The organism is Lysinibacillus xylanilyticus (genome assembly GCF_001708185.1).
Taxonomy (GTDB): domain Bacteria; phylum Bacillota; class Bacilli; order Bacillales_A; family Planococcaceae; genus Lysinibacillus; species Lysinibacillus xylanilyticus_A.
In genome coordinates this window covers 233,828-254,469 of the sequence record NZ_MDDN01000002.1, presented here as the reverse complement: position 1 = coordinate 254,469, position 20,642 = coordinate 233,828, and the positions used below count along the sequence as shown (strand labels likewise).

Sequence of the window (20,642 nt, the reverse complement as noted above, 5' to 3'; positions counted from 1 at the left end):
AAAAATGACAAAATGGATTCTTGGTGATTTTAAAATTAATATGAACTTTGTTTGTCTTTATTGAGTTTAAATGAATAAACTGACATCATTAATGCTGCTAATACCATTAAGCCCCCAAGCCATATTAAATTGAAAACACTTGAATATTCTATTACTAATCCACCTAATCCAGCTCCTAAAGTCATACCAATGTTCATAATCGTTGTATCGAAACTTATAATAATTTCTGAGGATTGTGGTTTTAAAGAAGTCAGATAATATTGTTTAGCTGGGGTAGTTGTCCATGCTGCCGTTGCCCAAATTATAATTGTTATGAACGTTCCTATGGTTGAGAAAATAGTAAATGTTAAAACAAATAAAGCTGTAGAATGTATGACAAGACTTAAATATATCGTACGAGAAAATCCCCACCTATCAACAGCATAGCCACCAAAACGAGAGCCAATAAACGCAGAAGCACCTAGAATCAAAAGAGATATACTTATCATTTCTATGGAAAAATCTGCATACGAACTCAAAATAGGAGAAATATAAGCAAAAACAAAAGTATAGCCGAGAATCCAAAATACGGTTATAAATAGTCCACTAAGTAATCTTTTATCTTTTAAGAGTAGTAATTGTTCCTTAATGGGCATTGGCGTTTCCCCATCTAATTTAGGTAGATATTTAGTAAGTAAAATGATATTAAATAACGTGATAACCCCTAAAATAAGGAAAATGTTATGCCAATCTATATGTGCTGCAATAAATGTTCCAATTGGTACTCCAAGTGCTAACGAAATTGTGAACCCTGTAATTACCATTGCCATAGCACTCCCTCGCTTTCCAGGCTTAGCGAGGTTGGAAGCGTAGTTTGTAGCCACAACAATAAATAAACCTCCACTTATTGCCATCATCACACGAGACAGCATCAATATAACGTAATTAAAGCTGAAATAAGCAATGATATTTCCAATTAAAAAAATTATCAAGGAAGAAATCAGTACTTTTTTTCTAGCAAAATTTGATGTGATTATTACTAGAATAAGTGCTCCGATAGCATAGGATAAGGAATAAATGGTTATTAGTTGACCAGCAACTGAAATAGATACATCTAAATCTGAGGAAATTATTTCTAATATTCCTGATACGATAAATTCAGCTGTACCTGTTAAAAAGGCACCTAATGCTAATAAATATATGACATAATGTGTCAATGTTTTCACTCCTTTTTAAAAGTTGTTATCATTTTATCTAACATGCTATTATGAGTAAAATTGATATTTTTAATTAAGGAGATGAGTAAACACTCATGACTATTACTCGTTTTGAAATATTTAGTAAAATTGCTGAGTTTGGAAGCTTTACGAAAGCTTCTGAACAATTAAATATGACACAATCTGCGGTAAGTCATGCCATGGCTAGTCTAGAATCGGAATGGGGAGTTATTTTAATTAATCGTGATCGAAAAAAGGGGATTACACTTACTGAAATAGGTCAAAAAACACTGGTTCATACTAGAGAAATATTAAAACGTTTGGAAAATATCAATCAGGAAATTGCCTTAACAAGAGATTTAGAAATAGGTACAATTCGTTTAGGTACTTTTGCAAGTGCTTCTTCATGTCTATTACCCAGAATACTTGCTGAATTTCAGAAAAAATATTCAAAGATAGAATTCAAATTTTATGAAGGGTCTTATGAAGAAATTACCGAATGGTTACATACCGGAATTGTAGATATAGGCTTTGTGGTTGAAATAGAATCAACTACAACATTTGAAATAATTCCTCTTATCAAGGATAAAATGGTTGTGGCATTTCCTTTTAGTCATAGATTTAGTCAACATGAAATTGTAAATATTCGGGAGTTAAAAAATGAACCTTTTATTATGCCAACGGGTATGTATCAATGGCATATTAATGAGTTATTTGAATTAGGAAATATAAAACCTCCTATTCGTTTTGAAGTACATGATTGTAATACAATAGCTAACATGGTGCAGGAAGGACTCGGCGTTACTATTGGTCCTGAATTGTTTTTAAAAACACAGCAACATTTACAAATTAGAAGCTTGAGTATAACGAATTGGCGTAATGTATCATTAGCTTGTCTCTCTGTAGATGATGCACCTCCAGCAGTTAAAGAATTTATTACTATTGCAAAGAGGATTTTTAAAAGTAAAAAATGATAGTATTCCATATAGTCAAAAATAAACAAAATCAGATCTCCTATTAGTAAGAAATCGGCTTTTAGAGACCAAAGTATTTTATTAAGATTACATGTTATAATTTTTACTTGATGAATATCATGATAAAATGTAATATAGGTTTGATTTTATCTTAGTATATAACTTGGTTTACTAATAAAGTGAAACTTTAATCAGAGGAGAGTCTTCATCCACCGCTGATTATTAGTCTTCACCAATCGGGCTTTTACTGCCCGTTAAAGCGGGATAAAAAATTCAATAGACGGAGAGTGTAAGGATGTTACATCAATTTTCACGTAACGAGCTCGCAATAGGAACAGAGGGACTCGAAAAATTAAAAAATACAACGGTAGCCATTCTCGGTGTAGGCGGTGTAGGTTCATTTGCTGCAGAGGCATGTGCACGAAGTGGTATTGGCCGCATTATTTTGGTTGATAAGGATAATGTAGATATTACCAATGTAAATCGTCAATTAGTTGCCTATCTTTCAACGGTCGGTAAATCAAAGTCAGGTGTCATGAAAGAGCGTATTGCTGATATTAATCCAGAATGTGAAGTTATTGATATGCATATGTTTTATACGGAGGAGACATATGAGGAATTTTTCTCGCAAGGCATAGATTATGTCATTGATGCGAGTGATACAGTGATGTATAAAATTCATCTTATGAAGGAATGTCTAAAGCGTAATATTCCAATCATATCTAGTATGGGTGCAGCAAATAAAATGGATCCTACTCGTTTTAAAATTGCCGATATATCAAAAACACATACAGATCCATTAGCAAAAGTAATTCGTACGAAACTACGTAAAGATGGTATTCATAAAGGCGTAACGGTTGTATTCTCAGATGAGAGCCCCATTGTCGTTCGTCCAGATGTAGTTGAGCATGTTGGGAAACCAGATGCAGCCATCCGCAAAGCGAAAATGCCTCCATCTTCTAACGCTTTTGTTCCTTCAGTGGCAGGCTTAATTGCTGCAAGCTGGGTAGTGAATACAATTTTAAAAGATGTAAAAATTACACGTGTTCAAGGTTAAAGTAACTTTAAAAAATCTGTTATGTCGATAAATATAAAAAGTTAGGCGATAAATTCAATATTTTTATCGATAGACTCAAATAATTTCTTGATAAAATTAAAAAGCGAAAAAATCCTAGAAAATTCGATTGCTGTCGCTTTGCTTTCGCACAAAAAATATCTGTTTATAGAAGTAGCTGTCTCCATTGACTTTGGAGACAGCTACTTTTTCTATGTTACAATAGGAGCGTTGTGAAAAGGGGTCTACAACTTTTGTGCCCCCTCTAACATTTAATGTAGAACCTATAAAAGGAGACATTTAATTAATGGAGCAAATCTATCAAATGGAATATAGGGGTTTAAACCTATTCGATGAAATTAGCACAGTGGAATTAGCTATTGATGAGGAAGGGCATACAATACACATTTTTGATGTTGGACAGGTTGTGAGCCCTATTTTTAATTTTGATGTTTCTGCTTATGAACTATCAGAGGGTTTTTACAAAATGGCGGATATACTTCGTCATAAACGTATATTGACAAATCAACAGCCAGGTAGTGAACTAACGCTTAGTGATTGGTTAATTTCAAACAACGCTTATTTTTATATACCACAAAAAAGAATAAAAAAATATGCACAAGGAAGTATTGCAGAAATTGTTGATCGAACGAAAGAGCAATCATTATTTGATAATTATGTACAAAGGATATAATTTTATCAAAATTGTTCGCCTTACGTGCTCAAAATGCTATTAATTCACGAAATTGCCTTATTTTGTTCATGTCACCACTTCTTTATTTGGTTTATTGCTATAATTTGAATAATTCCAATAGGTAATAAATCAGTTTGTTTGGAATGTACAGGACTGCTTAGGGGAGTAGGAATGACGTTTAGAAAACAAATGAGAACATCGGAGAGTGGTAAAATGGAAATTCAAGTAATTCGTGATCATTTAGATATTGTGAAGCTTCAAGAGAAAATGAATAATATTGTATTTGACTATTTGGATACATCTAATAATTATCCGAAGGCAATGAGGGAACTAAATCCTTTATATACGCAAGTTACAACATTTTATAAAAATTATGTTGATGAAAGGGCGGGTGAAATACCAAGTGCCAATACATATTGGCATTTGTTTATAGATTGTTGTGCAAAGCTATGTTATTTTTTAGCGGCATCAACTTATTATTCATCCAACGCGCTACAAAAAACACCTGAAAAAGTTGAGCAATTATTAACGATTGCTGCCTTTTCTTTACCTAGTATTGAACAGGAAGAAAATGAACAATTATTATTGGCTATTTTTACACTTTATAGTGAAGTAGTAGAGGATGAAGAGAAAACAACATCACTACGAAATGTAGTACTTGAACAAAAAGGTGCAGTTAAACAATGCTTGCAACAATTTAAACTATTTGTTGATAAAGAAATTACGGTATAATTGATTTTTCAACACTTTTCAGAAAATAGAATAACAATTTAGAATCTGCTTACTTTTTGTGGTTTAACCTCCATTCCTTACAGCGTTCGGGCTTGATGAGAGGATGGTTGGGTTTCCATTTTTAAAGTTTTGCAGATTTTTTTTTTGAATATCATTGGGGTATTATGGAAATATCGTCAGGGTAGTGTCAAAATTTTATTGTAAGGAAATGAAAAAAGGACTTTTTTCTTAAAAGGTATTTATAGATTTTTGTCGAAATATAGTTAAAAAATTGAAAACTATGAGTAAGGTTTGTAGGAAGGAGGCTGTGCAGTGTTAATAAACGGTAACGATATTGATTTGTCGAACTTAGAAAAACCACTTTTATTAGTAAGTGAAGATGAAGAACTTTTATTTCTTAGGCTTATACAACCAACACTTGAACAGGGGCTTATCCAATGTCCATTAGCTTTCTCGACAAGAAAATCTATCTCGATCGTAAGGGATTTTTGGTTGGCAATGTATAAAGATCAAGAAAAATTATATATCAACAGTGGACATGCGCTCCTATATCCAATTCGTTTAATCATATTCGAGCTCGTGACACAAGTGGAATACTTTAAACGTTTGTCGAAAAAAGCTTTTAAAGATGAATGGTTGTCACTTATTTATGCCGTTGTCCTATTACAATTTGTCTTGCAGTGGATAAAGGAACGATTTAGTGATAACAAAGAAGTTTATGAGGCATTAAAAGTATTATACAGAGCAACAGATGATAATGTAGATGATGATCAAACCTCGCCATCAAGGGAGCGATCGATTGGCCAAGCAATAGCTGTAAAAGCGATTCGTTTTGAAGTACGGGAGAATTCCGAGGAGTTTGCTAGTTTACTCAATCAAACCTACAATTTTGTTAATTATTTATATGGCAAAGAAAATGAAACAGATGAGAAAGAAACGACTAAGTTACCATCGATGAGAAATGAGGAAGAGACATTGAACCTCTTTTACAGTAAGCGGTATACAACGAATAAAGCAACCTTTACAGGATGATTGCCTAGCAGTCTATCCTGTTTTTTTATCTCATATTAACAGCCCATAAAAGCCCGATTGGTGAAAATTATAATCAATGGTAGATGGAGAAACCCCACTGGTTAAAGTATCACTTTAAGGAGAATTAATTAAACGATGAGATATGCGTTAAACAGTAAGAGATATAGTATTTAATTTAAAATAAGGCGCTTCTTGTTTAAAATTTGAAGTGCCTTATTTTTATGAAAATTAATAGCGGATATTTTCCAGTAATATAATCTTGTAGGATATTATTTTTTATCTTTATGAAAAGATTTTAGCTTTTCGTAGATTCCGGCCATTCGTTTTTCTTCACCTGCAATGACAGGCTTGTAAAATTCTGTACCGACAAGCTCATTGGGTAAATATTGCTGATCAACCCAGCCACCAAATGTTCCAATCGGGCTGTTGTGGGGATATTGATAGCCTGTATGACCTAAATCTTTTGCCCCTTCATAATGAGCATCGCGTAAATGATGTGGAATATCGCCTGTTTTTCCATCATGAATGCTGACAATTGCGGCATCAATAGCTGCTATTGCAGAATTGGATTTAGATGCAAGACACATTTCAATAACAGCACCTGCAAGCGGAATTCGCGCCTCGGGTAACCCTAAACGCTCTGCCGCTTGTACGGCTGCAAGCATATGCGGACCTACATCAGGATTGGCAAGGCCTATATCCTCATAAGCCATAACTAGTAAGCGTCTGCTGACAGCTACTAGATCACCTGTTTCCAATAAATGTGCTAGGTAATACAATGCTGCATTCGTATCACTTCCACGAACAGATTTTTGCAATGCAGACAGTAAATTATAAAAATGAGACCCTTTTTTATCACCGTAAACACCAATTCTACCTATAAGATGCTTAATGATATGATCAGCTGCAATTGTTTGACCGTCAACTTCATCACTTGCATAATAAATCGATTCAAGCAAAGTCAATGCTTTCCGTGCATCTCCATTAGCGGCTCCAGCAATTTGATCAATTTGATCATCTGTTAATACAAAATGATGTTTACCTAGCCCACGTTTTTCATCAGAAAGTGCTTTTCTAATAAGCTCGATTAAATTCTCTTTCGTTAAACGTTTTAGTTGATATATTTCTCCGCAACGCGAGCGGATAGCGGGATTTACATCATGGTACGGATTTTCTGTTGTTGCCCCAATTAATACGATTGAGCCATTTTCAACATGTGGCAACAAAGTATCCTGCTGTAATTTATTAAAACGATGAATTTCATCCAAAAAAAGTAGGACTTTCCCTGAGATTCGTGCTTCCTGAACAATATCCTCAACGTCCTTTTTACCAGCACGAGTAGCATTAAGTGCGAAAAAGGGGTGCTTCGAGCTTCCTGCTATGGCATTCGCTATTGACGTTTTACCAATACCTGGCTCACCGTATAGTAGCATAGATGGAATATGTTCATTTTGAATCATTTTATAAAGAGCAGTAGTAGGACCGATAAAATCTTGGTGTCCAACAACTTCATCAAGGGTTAAAGGGCGCATGCGATAAGCGAGTGGTTCATTTTGCATGAATAATTCCCCCTTTCAACAGTTTTCAATGATTTTTTGCGCTAAAATGAAGCGATAATAGTATTTTGCCTAACTATACCAAGGCGCAATTAATAGTATATCATAACCTCCTAAGAGTATTTCCGAGTTCTTCAAGAGGAGATTATGATATACTGTTTGTAGTATTTTTGACTAGACTATTTGAGGGTGATAAAATGAAAATTTCTACAAAGGGCCGCTATGGGCTAACGATTATGATTGAACTAGCAAAGCATTATGGAGAAGGACCTATTCCATTACGCAAAATTGCTGCTGAAAAGGAGCTTTCTGAAGCATACTTAGAGCAATTAGTATCACCATTACGTAATTCAGGCTTAGTGAAGAGTGTACGCGGTGCATATGGTGGATATATGCTAGCGAATCCACCAAGTGAAATTTCAGCGGCTAATGTTATTAGTGTGTTAGAGGGTCCAATTCAACCAGTAGAAGGAATTGAAAATGAAGAAGCACCTCAGCGAGAGTTGTGGCTCCGCATTCGTGATGCTGTGAAAAATGTATTGGATACAACGACAATTGAGGATCTAGCACAATATACTGAGGAAAATGTAGCAGAAGGCTATATGTTCTACATTTAAAATGTTTAGGCTAAAGCACCGCTACCTAAGTCAACGCAATGTCGTATGGCAGGGAAACGGATCTTTAGCGCTTTTCGTACAAAGGAGTTTTCAACATGAATTCATATATTTATCTCGATCATGCAGCGTCTTCACCAATGAATGACCAAGTAATAGAAGCTATGACTACCGCAATGCAAAAGGTTTATGGAAATGCTTCAAGTATTCATGGGGCAGGTCGAGAGGCGCGCAAATATTTAGATGATGCTCGTGAAGAATTAGCCAAATCAATTGGTGCTCAACCTGGGGAAATTATTATAACAAGTGGCGGAACCGAGGCGGATAATACGGCTATTTTTGGCACTGTATATGCACGTGCTGCTGAAGGAAAGCACATAATTACCACACAAATTGAACATCACGCAGTGTTACATACGTGTGAGAAGCTTGAACGGGATGGCTTTGATGTGACATATTTGCCAGTTGATGAAAATGGACGTGTATCTGTAGAAGATGTGCGCAATGCATTACGTAAGGATACGATTTTAGTTACGATTATGTACGGCAATAATGAAGTTGGTACGATTCAACCGATTGCTGAAATTGGTGATTTATTACGTGAACATACGGCTACTTTCCATACGGATGCAGTTCAGGCATATGGCTTAGAGTCAATTAATGTTACTGATTTACATGTTGATTTACTAAGTGTTTCCGCACATAAAATTAATGGTCCTAAGGGAATTGGCTTCCTTTACCAAAAGGCAGGAACACCATTCACTAGTTATGCATTAGGTGGAGCGCATGAGAAAAAGCGCCGTGCTGGTACTGAAAATGTACCTGCAGTGATTGGCTTTGCGACTGCGGTGCGAATTGCAAATGAGTTGCGCGAAGAGAAGCGTGCGCTATACAATCGCTTTAAGAAAATAATGCTTGATGTGTTCATGCATGAAAAGCTAGCATTTCATGTGAATGGAGATATAGAAAATACACTTCCACACGTTTTAAATGTAAGTTTTTCTGGTATGGAAGTAGAGTCATTTCTAGTGAATCTTGATATGGCAGGTATTTGCGTTTCAAGTGGTTCGGCGTGCACTGCTGGCTCCATTGATCCATCACACGTTTTAGTTGCGATGTTTGGACAAGGGACAGAGGAATTACGTAACTCGATCCGCTTTAGCTTCGGTCAAGGTTTAACGGAAACTGATGTACAACATGCGGCTGAAAAAACAGCAGCGATTGTGAAAAGACTAGCGAAAAAATAATTTGTTAAAAATTGTATATTTGAATAAAAGAAAAGGTGACCATAATGAAAGAAACACGTGACCCCTCACAAATTCGTGTTGTTGTCGGCATGTCGGGTGGGGTAGATTCTTCGGTTGCTGCATATTTGCTAAAACAACAAGGATATGAAGTAATCGGGATATTTATGAAGAACTGGGATGACACAGACGAAAATGGCGTTTGTACAGCTACAGAAGACTATGATGATGTTATTAAAGTATGTAATCAAATAGGGATTCCGTACTATGCAGTAAATTTTGAAAAGCAATATTGGGATAAGGTTTTCACATACTTTTTAGAAGAATATAAAGCAGGGCGTACGCCAAATCCTGATGTTATGTGTAATAAGGAAATTAAGTTTAAAGCATTTTTAGAGCATGCGATGAATCTTGGCGCTGATTATTTAGCGACAGGTCACTATGCTCGAATCGATCGTAGTAGTGAAGGCGAAGTGAAAATGCTACGCGGTATAGATGAAAATAAAGATCAAACGTATTTCTTAAACCAATTATCACAGGAGCAATTAGCTCATGTAATGTTCCCAATTGGACATATTGAGAAAAAGGAAGTCCGTAAAATTGCGGAGGAAGCTGGATTAGCTACAGCAAAGAAAAAGGATTCAACAGGAATTTGCTTTATTGGAGAGCGTAATTTCAAAGAATTCCTAAGTCAATATTTACCTGCTCAACCTGGTAAGATGGAGACGATGGATGGCGTAGTAATGGGCCAGCATGACGGATTAATGTACTATACACTTGGTCAACGTCATGGTCTTGGAATTGGTGGAGATGGTGAGCCTTGGTTCGTGCTAGGGAAAGATTTGGAACGCAATGTGTTACTTGTTGGACAAGGTTTCCATCATGAGTCATTATATTCTACATCATTGACTGCTGTGAAAATGAACTATACTTCGACAAAAAAATTGCCCGGGAAATTTTCATGCACAGCAAAATTCCGTTATCGTCAAACAGATACACCAGTGGAAGTAGAAATTCTAGAGGATGGACGTACACATATTACGTTTGCTGAACCAGTACGTGCAATCACACCTGGACAAGCTGTTGTATTATATGACGGTGAAGAATGTTTAGGTGGCGGTACAATCGACGAAGTCTTTAAAAACAATGAAAAACTAACATATGTAGGATAATTCGCGAAAAGACTGCTTATATTGCCTTTCCTAAGGCGTATAGAATTTAGGCAGTCTTTCGCTACATAGAGGTGAACAAAAACAATGAATTTTAACGAGCAGGGCATACAAGCATTTCAAGAAAAGCGTTATGAGGATGCTGCACAACTTTTTACACAAGCAATTGAAGCAGAGCCTGAAAACGCAATTGGTTATGTGAATTTTGGAAATCTCTTGGCGGTGTTGGAGGATACTGAACGTGCAGAGCGTTTCTTTCAAAAAGCAATCACTGTTGATGAAACAGCAGCAACTGCTTATTATGGCTTAGCAAATTTATATTATAATGCGGAACGATATGCGGAAGCAGTAAAGCTTTATGAGCAAGCGTTAAAGCATAACATTGAGGGTGCAGATGTCTATTATATGATGGGCAAATGCTTTGAGCGAATGGAAAATCCCAAGCTTGCACTGCCATATTTACAACGAGCTTCAGAGCTTGCCCCAGAAGACACACAAATTCGTTTAGCATATGCAATTGTGCTATGTGCGTTAGAAATGTTTGAAGAGGGTAAGAAAGAATTAGACTATTTAATCGAGCAGGATTGGAATAACGCAGATGCACATTATAATTTAGGTGTACTTTATGCGGTGTCCACTGAACAATCAGAAGATGCCATGTACCACTTGAAACAAGCCTTTACATTACAGCCAGAATACGACCAAGCGCGTTATATTTATGATATGATTGCACAGAGATTTAACTAAAATAGCGAATAGTTGAAAAAGGATGCCGAAGTAATTCGGCATCCTTTTTTATCGTGAGATTAATCTCGATCATCTTCGGAAGAAAAATCAAGTGGTAGTTGAGATAAATATTGTGCTAATTGTACAATAGGCATTGCATCTAATGACGCCTCTGCTTCGTTCGCTTTTAAAATATTTATTTCTTCATTAAGTCGTTCCATTTTTCGATCCAGTTCTGCTGCTTGAAGAGCAGCTTCTTTCAATTCGAAACGGATATGTTCAGGTACTTCCTTGTTGTATTTGTAATAGATTTTATGTTCAAGACTAGCCCAGAAGTCCATTGCGATTGTACGGATTTGAATTTCGGTGTACACATTCTCTACACGGTCGGACATGAAAATTGGGATTTTTATTATAAGATGCAAGCTTTGATAGCCGTTTTCCTTTGGGAATTTAATATAATCCTTTACATCCACAACTTCAATATCATTTTGTGCCTGTAGCATCGCACTCACTTTATAAATATCCTCTACAAAGGAGCATGTGATTCGCACACCTGCAATATCACGAATGTTTTCACGAATCGCTTCGACAGAAGGCTCAAGGTTCTTTTTCTTGATCTTCAACAATATACTTTTTGGTGATTTTACTCGAGTTGATATATGTTCTATTGGGTTATATTCATGAATTAACTTAAACTCTTCTTGTAAAATATTTATTTTCGTTTCAATTTCTTGTAAGGCAAATCTATAGGATAAAAAGAAACGTTTTAATTCTGCTTGTAGATTTTTTAAAGTGGTTGCTTCGAGTTCATTTTTCATACTTCATTGAATCCTTTCTTTTACCAAGTAACATGAATGAAATTCTCTTGTTGTGATGTCATTAATAATAGCAAAAATAGCTACTAAATAGAAATTTGTGCTCTAAACTATGTGTAGTATTCTTGTTTCAGGTTCATCACCAAAACGTGTGGTTGATTTCCGTTCCGACTGGGCGCTTCCCTGAGGGCGTCCGATGAGCCGCTTGGGGCAACACGATGTTGGTCACGAAGGCGTTATCACAGGACGTGATGCTTTTAGCCTTCGTTCCTCTGTTTGCTCGCTCCAGGGTCTCGGGCCTACAGATGTTTTTTGCGCGAAAGCGTAGTGTAACGAAGCGGCAGCAGAGGGTTTTGTTTGTGCGAAAGCGCAGCGACAGCAACAGCACCGATGTAGGTTACGAAGGCGTTATCACAGGACGTGATGCTCTTAGCTTTCGTTCCTCTACCGCTGATCCCCAAGGAGTCACCCAGCCTCCACTCCAATCAACTTATTTACATAGTATATGTTTTAACAAATGTCATCCACAACTTTTGGTGATGAGCCTTGTTTCAACTAAAAAAGGGGATTTTTAGTCCCCTTAGTTATTAAACGATAATTTCAGTATTTAAGTTGTATCGTTTATTAAATTCATCCACAAATATTTGTAAATCGATATAAGTACCAATATACGCTTCTGTTTCTTGATCTCGTAGGAAGCCGCATGTTGCCTTTAAAGATTTTGAAAACTCAAGCAGCATTTGTTCATTATCTAGCTGTATATGCAACGAAAGTGAAGCATCCTTTGTATTTACCTTGAAATATTTACCATCTACAATGCGCTCTAAATTTGTTTCTCGAAAAGGAAATACAAAATCTTTATATATTAATTTCACAATACCCCGCCTTTTTTACAATGATTTACCACTTCTGAATACGGCAAGTCTCCACCGAAAATTGAAAGAGCGCTACCAATTGTAACATGAAGCTTACCATTTGCGATTTTTTTAAATTTCTTTAAGTCGTCTAGAGATCGGACGCCACCAGCATATGTTGTTGGAATTGTTGTCCAAGCGGCTAAATCGTGCACTAAGCTTTCCTGCATACCGCCTTTTTTTCCTTCTACATCAACAGCGTGAATAAGTAGTTCGTCACAGAAATTTTCGATATACGCAACAGACTCAGCATTTACTTCAAAATCACTAAACTTTGTCCATTTATCAGTAACAACAAACCACTTTCCATCACGCATACGGCAGCTTAAGTCGATGACAAGATGCTCTTTACCGATAGTCTGTACTAATTGCTTTAGTCGATCTAAATGGAGCTTACCATCATAGAATATAAATGATGTGACAATAACGTGGGAAGCGCCCGCATCAATATACTTTTTTGCATTTTCCGTCGTAATGCCGCCACCAACCTGTAAACCTTGAGGATATGCTGCAAGCGCTGCTAATGCGGCGTCTTCGTTTCCATCACCTAGCATAATGACGTGACCACCTGTTAAATGATCTTTGGCAAACATTTTTGCATAATAACTAGAGTCATGGTTTGAAATAAAGTTTTCGATGACTTCTTGATCCGTATGACCAAGAGTGCTGCCAACAATTTGTTTTACTTTGCCATCGTGTAAATCGATGCAAGGTCTAAATTCCAATAGCTTCACTATCCTTCCGTGCAACAAATTATCTATATCATAGCATGGAAAGGCTGATAATAGCGGCGAAATGTCATTTGTCAAAATAATGTTGAATTCATTCAGCGAATATTCTGATAGCTAATGCAAAATGCCAGCTAATAGAAGTCTGCCGCTTCTTCATCGAATAACCAAACATCTGTACCTGTCGCTACGCTTTCGGTACAAAAAACATCTGCCGCTGCCGCTACGGTGGCACTGCGCTTTCGCACAAAAAGCATTTGTTGGTCTAAAGCCTTTGCCAGATGTCACGGAATCGGAAAGGAGTTCCCGGTACGCAATTATGCCGAGGCATTATTGATTTAAATATAGTGAATTGTCTTTTTACACGATTTTTCTCATTATGCTGTGGTAAAATATAATGATTGAAATGAACACGAAAGGACGAATCGCAAATGGCAGAGAATCTTGATTTATTTGAACTAAATAAATTTTTTATACTCGGACGTCCAATCGTCTCTATCTTTCATAATGCACAAAATATGTATTCGATAGTTCGTGTGAAAATTCAAGAGACCAACTTACAGTATGAGGATAAGGAAATAATTGTTGTTGGATATTTTCCGCCGTTACAAATGGATGAACAATATCGTTTTACAGGTATAATGAAACAACATCCAAAATATGGTGTGCAATTTCAAATTGAGACGTTTACAAAAGAAGTGCCGGCAACAGAGCAAGGGATTATTCATTACTTATCGAGTGATTTGTTTGTTGGGATAGGAAAAAAAACTGCTGAAACAATCGTAGAGAAACTCGGGGCGAATGCGTTACGTCTTATTTTAGAGGATCCAAATGCGCTTGATGCTGTACCTCGACTATCTGCTGAAAAAAAAGAGGTTATCCATCGTACAATTGAACAAAATCTAGGCTTAGAACGAGTGATGATTCAACTTAATGAATGGGGTTTCGGACCACAGCTCGGCATGAAAATTTACCAAACATATCGAACAGAGGCAGTTGAATTATTAACTGAAAATCCATACCGCCTTATTGAAGATGTAGAGGGTGTGGGTTTCTTTCGTGCCGACGAGCTAGGTGCAAAATTAGGGATTACTGGCAATCATCCAGACCGTATTAAAGCGGCGATTTTACATACTCTAAATACAGCAGCTTTATCGGACGGGCATGTGTATTTAGATGCAGAACATGTTTTACCGCTAGTAAAAGATATTCTTGAGCAAAGCCAACGAGAAGAAATTCCTTTTGAGACCATTTCTAAAGCTTGCATCGAATTGCGTGAGGAAAGTAAAATTTGTGGGGAAGAGACGAGATTATATTTACCATCTCTATATTTCTCAGAAGTCGGAATTGCATCAAAAATATTAGCTTTAATCGAACGTAACAATAAAGCTGAACATTTTAGCAAAGACGAAATACGTAAAGCGATTGGCGAAACAGAAGAAATGCTCAATGTCACATATGCTGAAACACAAGCGAATGCTATTGAGCAAGCTTTAAACTCAGCTGTTATGATTTTAACTGGTGGTCCTGGTACTGGTAAAACAACTGTTGTTCGGGGTGTAGTAGAAGTGTATGCAAAGTTACACGGACTATCATTAAACCCGAAGGAATACGCACAAAAAGAAGAGCCATTTCCGATTATTTTATGTGCTCCAACAGGACGTGCTGCCAAGCGTTTATCGGAATCAACAGAACTTCCAGCAATGACAATTCATCGACTGCTAGGCTTTACTGGTCAGGAGAAAGAGGAAGAAACTGAACGTGAAGTTACAGGGAAACTCATTATTGTAGATGAAATGTCGATGGTCGATACTTGGCTCGCGCATCAATTATTAAAATCCTTGCATGAGGATGTGCAAGTTGTATTTGTTGGTGATCAGGATCAGCTCCCACCAGTAGGTCCAGGGCAGGTATTAAAGGATTTGTTAGCTTCCAAGCAAATACCTACTGTGGAATTAACAGAGGTTTATCGACAAGCAGAGGGCTCAACAATTATTGAACTTGCTCATCAAATTAAACGTGGTCAGATCACTAATGATTTAACTGTAAAAACCACTGACCGTTCATTTATTAAAGCCTCCTCAGATCAAGTAGCAAGCGTTGTTACACAGGTTGTGAAAAGTGCGGTTGCGAAAGGTCAAGAAATTCGTAATATCCAAGTGTTAGCACCAATGTACAAAGGTCCAGCAGGAATTGACAATTTAAATAAAATGATTCAGGAGCTAATTAATCCAAACGATACTGGTACTAGAAAAGAGCTTGTCTTTGGTGATGTCACATATCGCATAAAGGATAAAGTCTTACAACTTGTCAATCAACCTGAAAGCAATGTTTTTAATGGTGATATGGGTGAAGTCATCAGTATTATCAAGGCGAAGGAAACAATTGAGAAACAAGATTTGCTTGTTGTGTCATTCGATGGTATAGAAGTAACTTATCAGCGTAGTGATCTCAATCAATTGACACTTGCTTATTGTTGCTCTATTCATAAATCGCAAGGCTCTGAGTTCCAAACAGTTATTATGCCAGTTGTACGAGGCTATTCTAAAATGTTGCGTCGTAATTTATTATATACAGGTATTACGCGTGCAAAAAATTTCTTGATTTTATGTGGTGAGTCAGATGTGCTAGCAGATGGCTTACAACGTACGGATGATTTACAGCGCTTTACGTCCTTACGTGCAAGACTCAATCCAATGAATATAGCAGAGGAAGTTGCGGAAGAAGAAACGATTCCTTTGAAAGACGATTTACAGAAAGAAAAACCATCCATTGACAGTAAACTAACGGTCGAAACGGAACCATATATCCATCCATTAATTGGAATGGATGGTATCTCGCCGTATGATTATTTAGATGAGTAAATGGTGATGAAAATTTTTATGAGGTGAATATATTGAAACGCATATTATTATTGCTTCTATTCATGATGCTATTACCTTTTGCAGAAAAAGCATATGCAAAAAATACCGTCATCCAAGTGAATGAGGAAGCAACTGTCTTTGATAATCGTTCAGGCTCACTAGTACCGGTGGGAACATTATCAGCAGAGCAAACTTTTGAAGTAACAAAAGATTACGGAGCAAATTGGTGGCAAATTCGTTGGGGTGGTTATTACGGTTATGTTGATAAACGTTACACAACGGTTGTACCAGTAACAACTTATAAAAATACAGTCCCAACAACTGTAAAGATAAAGGATTATATTGTCGCTACAAGTGATGCACCAATTTATGATAATACAGGTGATGAGCTAGTACAATTTGCAACATTGGCAGAAGGCGTGCGTTTTCCTATTTATAGTAGAATGGGGAATTGGTACGGTATTACTGTAAATGGACGATTAGGATTTGTACATAGTAAATTTGTTAAAGAAGAAAAAGGCCAGGATCCAATAAATACAAAGCCCGAAAAGCCTACAAATCCTACAAATCCTACAAATCCTACTGAAAAACCAACCCCGCCACCTAGTAAGCAAAACGGTTACATCGAAGCTTTAGAAAACGTAACTCTTTATGATTTCCGCCGTGAAAAACCAATGGCTATTGCTACGTTGTTGAAAGGGCAACAGCTAGAGGTTGTAGATGCACAAGATCCAACATATGTAAAAGTTCGTTGGGGGAAATCCTATATTTATGCAGAAAAATCAAAAGTGAAATTTATAAATACTCCTGCTTATAAAAATATGGGTAAGGACAATGCCATGAAAAATGAGTATCTTATCCCTATTTCTGCGAACAGTGAGATTTATGATTACACAGCAAAACCGTTAAAGCCATTTGCCAAGCTAGATTTAAATCGCCGTTATCCGATTTTACGCAAAGAAGGTAGTTGGTACGTAACGGTGCTTGGTGGCCGTGAAGGATATATCCATAGCTCTAAAGTAGCGCTAGATCGCGGTGTCCCAGTAATGATGTATCATCATTTTCTAAAAGAGGATGAGCTTGGACGTTTTAAAAATGTAAGTACTACAATGACAGATGTTCAATTTACGAAAGAAATGCAGTTTTTGAAAAGTATGAACTATGAAACTGTTAGTGCGGACGAATTATTACGTTTCATGCGCGATGAAATTACATTGCCTGCGTATTCAATTGTTTTGACTTTTGATGATGGTTTATTATCGACACGTGAATATGCATATCCGGTGCTCAAAGAAAATGGCTTTAAAGCTACACAGTTTTTAATTACGTACCGCAATGAAAATTCTAAAGATGACCAAATATTTAATTATAATGATTTACAGTCACTTTCACGTCAGGATATGACAAATATGCAAGATGTCTATACGTATGGATCACACACTTACAATTTACACGATTTAGTGGGGAATAAAGGCAAAATGCTCCTGATTCCATATCATGAGGTTGCTCAGGATTTACAGCGCAGTTTATTATATATTCCTGAGGCAAAGGCTTTTGCTTATCCGTTTGGGCAATATAATGCCAACATCATAAATGCGGTAAAGGAAGCGGGATTCACAATGGCGTTTTCAACAGCGCTTGGCTACAACAATCCGTACGATGATGTGTATCAAATTAAACGCTTGTCCAGTAATCAAACAACAACATTTGAGCAATTCCAAAAGATGGTTCTACCATATGCGCAATAAAAGACAAAACCCGATCAATTTGAATTGATCGGGTTTTGTTTTGATTATACCTATTTTGATTAGTGGATGCCAACTAGGTGATGTTTAACGACTTCATATGCTTGGCAAACATTTTTAAATTGATCTTTTTCTTTGGCAATCATTTCTGAAGCAATAGAAAATAAAAGATTTTCTTCAGTATGATCTTCCATTTTACTCATTAAAGCAGCTTCCATTTTCGCTACGTACGAGATGATTTGATGATTCATATATATGTTCTCCTTTAATAAAAAGATGTACTTGTTTTGGTTACGAAGCTATCTTACACCTACTTATATGAAAAATCTAGCAATTCTGTACTAGTCGAAGAAGGCTTTTTTATGAATGTGACATAAAATTGAACTCGTTAGAAAAGTGCTAATTGAAAGCGTTTTTATCTAAAATAACTGAAAAATCGTGCAATGAAGGAGGGTTTCTATCTGTATTTGCAAAGTAGTACAGTTTGGTGAAATCGATGATTTAATATAGTACAGTTGTCTGCGGAGGAACCTAATATTAGGCAATTTCATATACTAAATGAGTATAACATTTGTAACGTTTAGGGGTGACTTTCATGCCAGTAATTACAGGGCAGCAATATATTGATCGTATTGACGCTTTACAAACGTATATTTATATTGATGGGAAAGTTGTCACAGGGAAGGTGTCGGAGCATCCAGCATTTAAGGGAGTTATGAAGAGTCAAGCAAGGCTTTTTGATTTACAAAATGAAACGGAATTGCTTGAGAAAATGACATATGTGTCGCCAACAAGCAATAAGCGTGTAGGTATGTCTTTCCTTCAAGTGGCAACAGTCGAAGATCTTGTGAAAAGGCGTAATGCAGCACGGGAATGGGCATTATCTACTCATGGTTTTATGGGAAGATGTCCTGATTACATGAATACAACATTAATGGCTTTAGCATCAGCAGCAGATTTTTTAAAAGATAAGCCAAACTGTTTTCCTAACCATTTACTGAATTTTTATGAGTATGCACGTGAGAATGATTTGACAATGACACATACTTTCATAGAGCCACAAGTAAATCGCAACCGATTTTATTTTGAGGATGACGAAGTTACAATTGCCGCTAAAATTGTAGATAATACAAATGAGGGATTAGTAATTAAAGGGGCCAGACTACTTGCGACGCAGGGAGGAATAACAGATGAACTCCTTGTTTTATCAACGAATGGCTATGATGAAGGAAAAGGCTTTGGTTTCTCGATACCAAGTAATACAAAAGGTTTAAAGTTTTTATGTAGACAGTCATTTGTTGGAGGCGAATCAGTTTTTGACCATCCATTAAGTAGTCGTTTCGAGGAAATGGATGCAATTGTAGTATTTGATAATGTTGTTGTCCCGTGGGAACGCGTTTTTTATTATGGGAATGTAGAAGTTGCCAATAACTTTATGAACGTAAGTGGATTTCAAACATATGGTTTACATCAAGTTCTTTCACGTCAAATTGCCAAAACAGAATTTGTCTTAGGTGTTGTACAATCAATTGTTGATACAATCAGTATCGGCGATTACCAACATGTGCAGCAAAAAGTTGTTGATATTATTGTGTCACTTGAAACGATGAAGGCTTTACTGTTAAAGTCTGAAATTGAGGCAAAAAAAGATGTTTTTGGCTTTATCAGACCTGATCATCCAACATTACTAGTAGCTATTCAGATTTTCCCTAAAGTATATCCGACCTTCACAGAAATAATTCAGTTACTTGGTGCGAGTGGGTTAATGTCTATTCCGAGTGAAAAAGCATTTGCAGCGGATGATGGTGATCTTGAACATTATTTACAGTCTTCTCAGGAGGGTGGAGAGGCGCGCGTCAAAAAATTCCGCTTAGCTTGGGATTTAACGATGAGTAGCTTTGGTACAAGACAAACACTGTATGAGCGCTTTTTCTTTGGTGACCCAGTTCGTGTAGCAACTGTACTTTATAAAACTTATGATAGGGAATCACTAGTTAATAGAGTGGAAACCTTTTTAAAAAATGATAATTAGCTTTGAAAAAGAAATCGTTTAAAAATGTTAGTATTCTTTTTTTGACGGTTTCTTTATTTTGCATATGCGGTGGATTTGTCATGCGCTGATTTGTATGCATATAACTACAGTATTGTTCAATCCTTCTCACTTAAATTAGAAGGGATAAAAATGGTTAATCAACACACCTTTCGTAATCTATTAACAGTAATTTCAACAATTATGTTGCCATTATCAGTGATTACAAGCTTTTTCGGAATGAATGTACCATTGCCATACCATGATTCTCTAATTGCGACAATGACCATTAGTTTATTTTTTAGTCGTATTTCTTGTGGTATATAGGTTTATTTCAAAAAAATGGTTGCTTAGTTGCGATTAGCAATTATAGTGGTAATTGACAGAAGAAAATATTTTTTTTATAATTCTCGTTAGAAAATAGTAAAAAACGATGATGGAACAAGTACGTATTTGTGCGTGTAAAAGAAAGGGATTTCTAGGCTGAAAAAATCCTCACAATAGCAAATTCAGAAAGCTACTCCAGAGTGCAGTTAATCACTGCCGTTCACTG

General features: G+C 36.4%; 19 protein-coding genes and 1 other annotated feature (1 of these 20 cut by a window edge). Of the genes, 13 read left to right on the top strand and 6 right to left on the bottom strand.

Annotated elements, in window-relative coordinates:
* Positions 1-35: 35 nt before the first annotated feature.
* Positions 36-1,196 (bottom strand): MFS transporter, encoded by a 1,161-nt coding sequence (locus BFJ97_RS05905; RefSeq protein ID WP_439097995.1) that lies wholly within the window; start codon positions 1,194-1,196, stop codon positions 36-38.
* 95 nt (positions 1,197-1,291) lie between these two features.
* On the opposite strand from BFJ97_RS05905, the gene BFJ97_RS05900 reads away from it, so the two are divergent.
* The 5 genes from BFJ97_RS05900 to BFJ97_RS05880 all read left to right on the top strand — a co-directional run bounded on the left by BFJ97_RS05900 (position 1,292) and on the right by BFJ97_RS05880 (position 5,682).
* The gene (locus BFJ97_RS05900; RefSeq protein ID WP_068983719.1) at positions 1,292-2,170 is read left to right on the top strand and encodes a LysR family transcriptional regulator; all 879 of its coding nucleotides are present in this window, start codon (positions 1,292-1,294) and stop codon (positions 2,168-2,170) included.
* Between the two features lie 295 nt (positions 2,171-2,465).
* Positions 2,466-3,227, top strand: coding sequence for a tRNA threonylcarbamoyladenosine dehydratase (locus BFJ97_RS05895; protein WP_068983718.1), 762 nt, complete (start codon positions 2,466-2,468; stop codon positions 3,225-3,227).
* Positions 3,228-3,531: 304 nt separating this feature from the next.
* The gene (locus BFJ97_RS05890; protein ID WP_068983717.1) at positions 3,532-3,918 is read left to right on the top strand and encodes a hypothetical protein; all 387 of its coding nucleotides are present in this window, start codon (positions 3,532-3,534) and stop codon (positions 3,916-3,918) included.
* Between the two features lie 171 nt (positions 3,919-4,089).
* Positions 4,090-4,650, top strand: a complete 561-nt coding sequence (locus BFJ97_RS05885; protein ID WP_223553580.1) for a hypothetical protein — start codon at positions 4,090-4,092, stop codon at positions 4,648-4,650.
* 312 nt (positions 4,651-4,962) lie between these two features.
* The gene (locus tag BFJ97_RS05880) at positions 4,963-5,682 is read left to right on the top strand and encodes a hypothetical protein (RefSeq protein ID WP_068983716.1); all 720 of its coding nucleotides are present in this window, start codon (positions 4,963-4,965) and stop codon (positions 5,680-5,682) included.
* A gap of 269 nt (positions 5,683-5,951) precedes the next feature.
* Here the strand turns inward: BFJ97_RS05880 and BFJ97_RS05875 are convergent, their stop codons facing one another.
* Complete coding sequence (locus BFJ97_RS05875) at positions 5,952-7,241, bottom strand: replication-associated recombination protein A (protein ID WP_068983715.1); 1,290 nt, start codon at positions 7,239-7,241, stop codon at positions 5,952-5,954.
* Positions 7,242-7,435: 194 nt separating this feature from the next.
* Between BFJ97_RS05875 and cymR the strand changes: the two genes are divergently transcribed.
* From cymR to BFJ97_RS05855, 4 genes are all read left to right on the top strand, one after another.
* Entirely contained in the window at positions 7,436-7,855 is a 420-nt protein-coding gene (cymR, locus tag BFJ97_RS05870; protein WP_053484768.1) for a cysteine metabolism transcriptional regulator CymR, read from the top strand.
* A gap of 95 nt (positions 7,856-7,950) precedes the next feature.
* Complete coding sequence (locus tag BFJ97_RS05865) at positions 7,951-9,099, top strand: cysteine desulfurase family protein (RefSeq protein ID WP_068983714.1); 1,149 nt, start codon at positions 7,951-7,953, stop codon at positions 9,097-9,099.
* A gap of 44 nt (positions 9,100-9,143) precedes the next feature.
* Positions 9,144-10,268, top strand: coding sequence for a tRNA 2-thiouridine(34) synthase MnmA (gene mnmA, locus BFJ97_RS05860; RefSeq protein ID WP_068983713.1), 1,125 nt, complete (start codon positions 9,144-9,146; stop codon positions 10,266-10,268).
* An 84-nt stretch (positions 10,269-10,352) separates the two neighbouring features.
* Complete coding sequence (locus BFJ97_RS05855) at positions 10,353-11,012, top strand: tetratricopeptide repeat protein (RefSeq protein WP_068983712.1); 660 nt, start codon at positions 10,353-10,355, stop codon at positions 11,010-11,012.
* Between the two features lie 59 nt (positions 11,013-11,071).
* On the opposite strand, the gene BFJ97_RS05850 is transcribed toward BFJ97_RS05855, so the two are convergent.
* The 3 genes from BFJ97_RS05850 to hisA form a co-directional block, all read right to left on the bottom strand.
* Entirely contained in the window at positions 11,072-11,812 is a 741-nt protein-coding gene (locus BFJ97_RS05850; protein ID WP_068983711.1) for a GTP pyrophosphokinase, read from the bottom strand.
* Positions 11,813-12,396: 584 nt separating this feature from the next.
* Entirely contained in the window at positions 12,397-12,684 is a 288-nt protein-coding gene (locus BFJ97_RS05840; RefSeq protein WP_068983709.1) for a hypothetical protein, read from the bottom strand.
* Positions 12,681-13,448, bottom strand: coding sequence for a phosphoribosylformimino-5-aminoimidazole carboxamide ribotide isomerase (hisA, locus tag BFJ97_RS05835; RefSeq protein ID WP_068983708.1), 768 nt, complete (start codon positions 13,446-13,448; stop codon positions 12,681-12,683). Before hisA ends, BFJ97_RS05840 begins: the two co-directional genes overlap by 4 nt.
* Positions 13,449-13,882: 434 nt before the next feature.
* Here hisA and recD2 point away from each other — a divergent pair, with 434 nt between their 5' ends.
* Together recD2 and BFJ97_RS05825 are read left to right on the top strand one after the other, a co-directional pair.
* Complete coding sequence (gene recD2, locus BFJ97_RS05830; protein ID WP_068983707.1) at positions 13,883-16,315, top strand: SF1B family DNA helicase RecD2; 2,433 nt, start codon at positions 13,883-13,885, stop codon at positions 16,313-16,315.
* A gap of 32 nt (positions 16,316-16,347) precedes the next feature.
* The gene (locus BFJ97_RS05825; RefSeq protein ID WP_068983706.1) at positions 16,348-18,063 is read left to right on the top strand and encodes a polysaccharide deacetylase family protein; all 1,716 of its coding nucleotides are present in this window, start codon (positions 16,348-16,350) and stop codon (positions 18,061-18,063) included.
* A 59-nt stretch (positions 18,064-18,122) separates the two neighbouring features.
* Here BFJ97_RS05825 and BFJ97_RS05820 read toward each other — a convergent pair whose 3' ends face one another.
* Entirely contained in the window at positions 18,123-18,311 is a 189-nt protein-coding gene (locus BFJ97_RS05820; RefSeq protein ID WP_068983705.1) for a hypothetical protein, read from the bottom strand.
* A gap of 344 nt (positions 18,312-18,655) precedes the next feature.
* Between BFJ97_RS05820 and hpaB the strand changes: the two genes are divergently transcribed.
* A complete protein-coding gene (hpaB, locus tag BFJ97_RS05815; protein WP_068983704.1) occupies positions 18,656-20,092 on the top strand; it encodes a 4-hydroxyphenylacetate 3-monooxygenase, oxygenase component in 1,437 nt (478 codons plus the stop codon).
* Positions 20,093-20,242: 150 nt separating this feature from the next.
* Positions 20,243-20,416, top strand: a complete 174-nt coding sequence (locus BFJ97_RS23465) for a CorA family divalent cation transporter (RefSeq protein ID WP_083226925.1) — start codon at positions 20,243-20,245, stop codon at positions 20,414-20,416.
* A 97-nt stretch (positions 20,417-20,513) separates the two neighbouring features.
* Positions 20,514-20,642: a binding site (T-box leader), on the top strand; it runs 86 nt beyond the window's last position.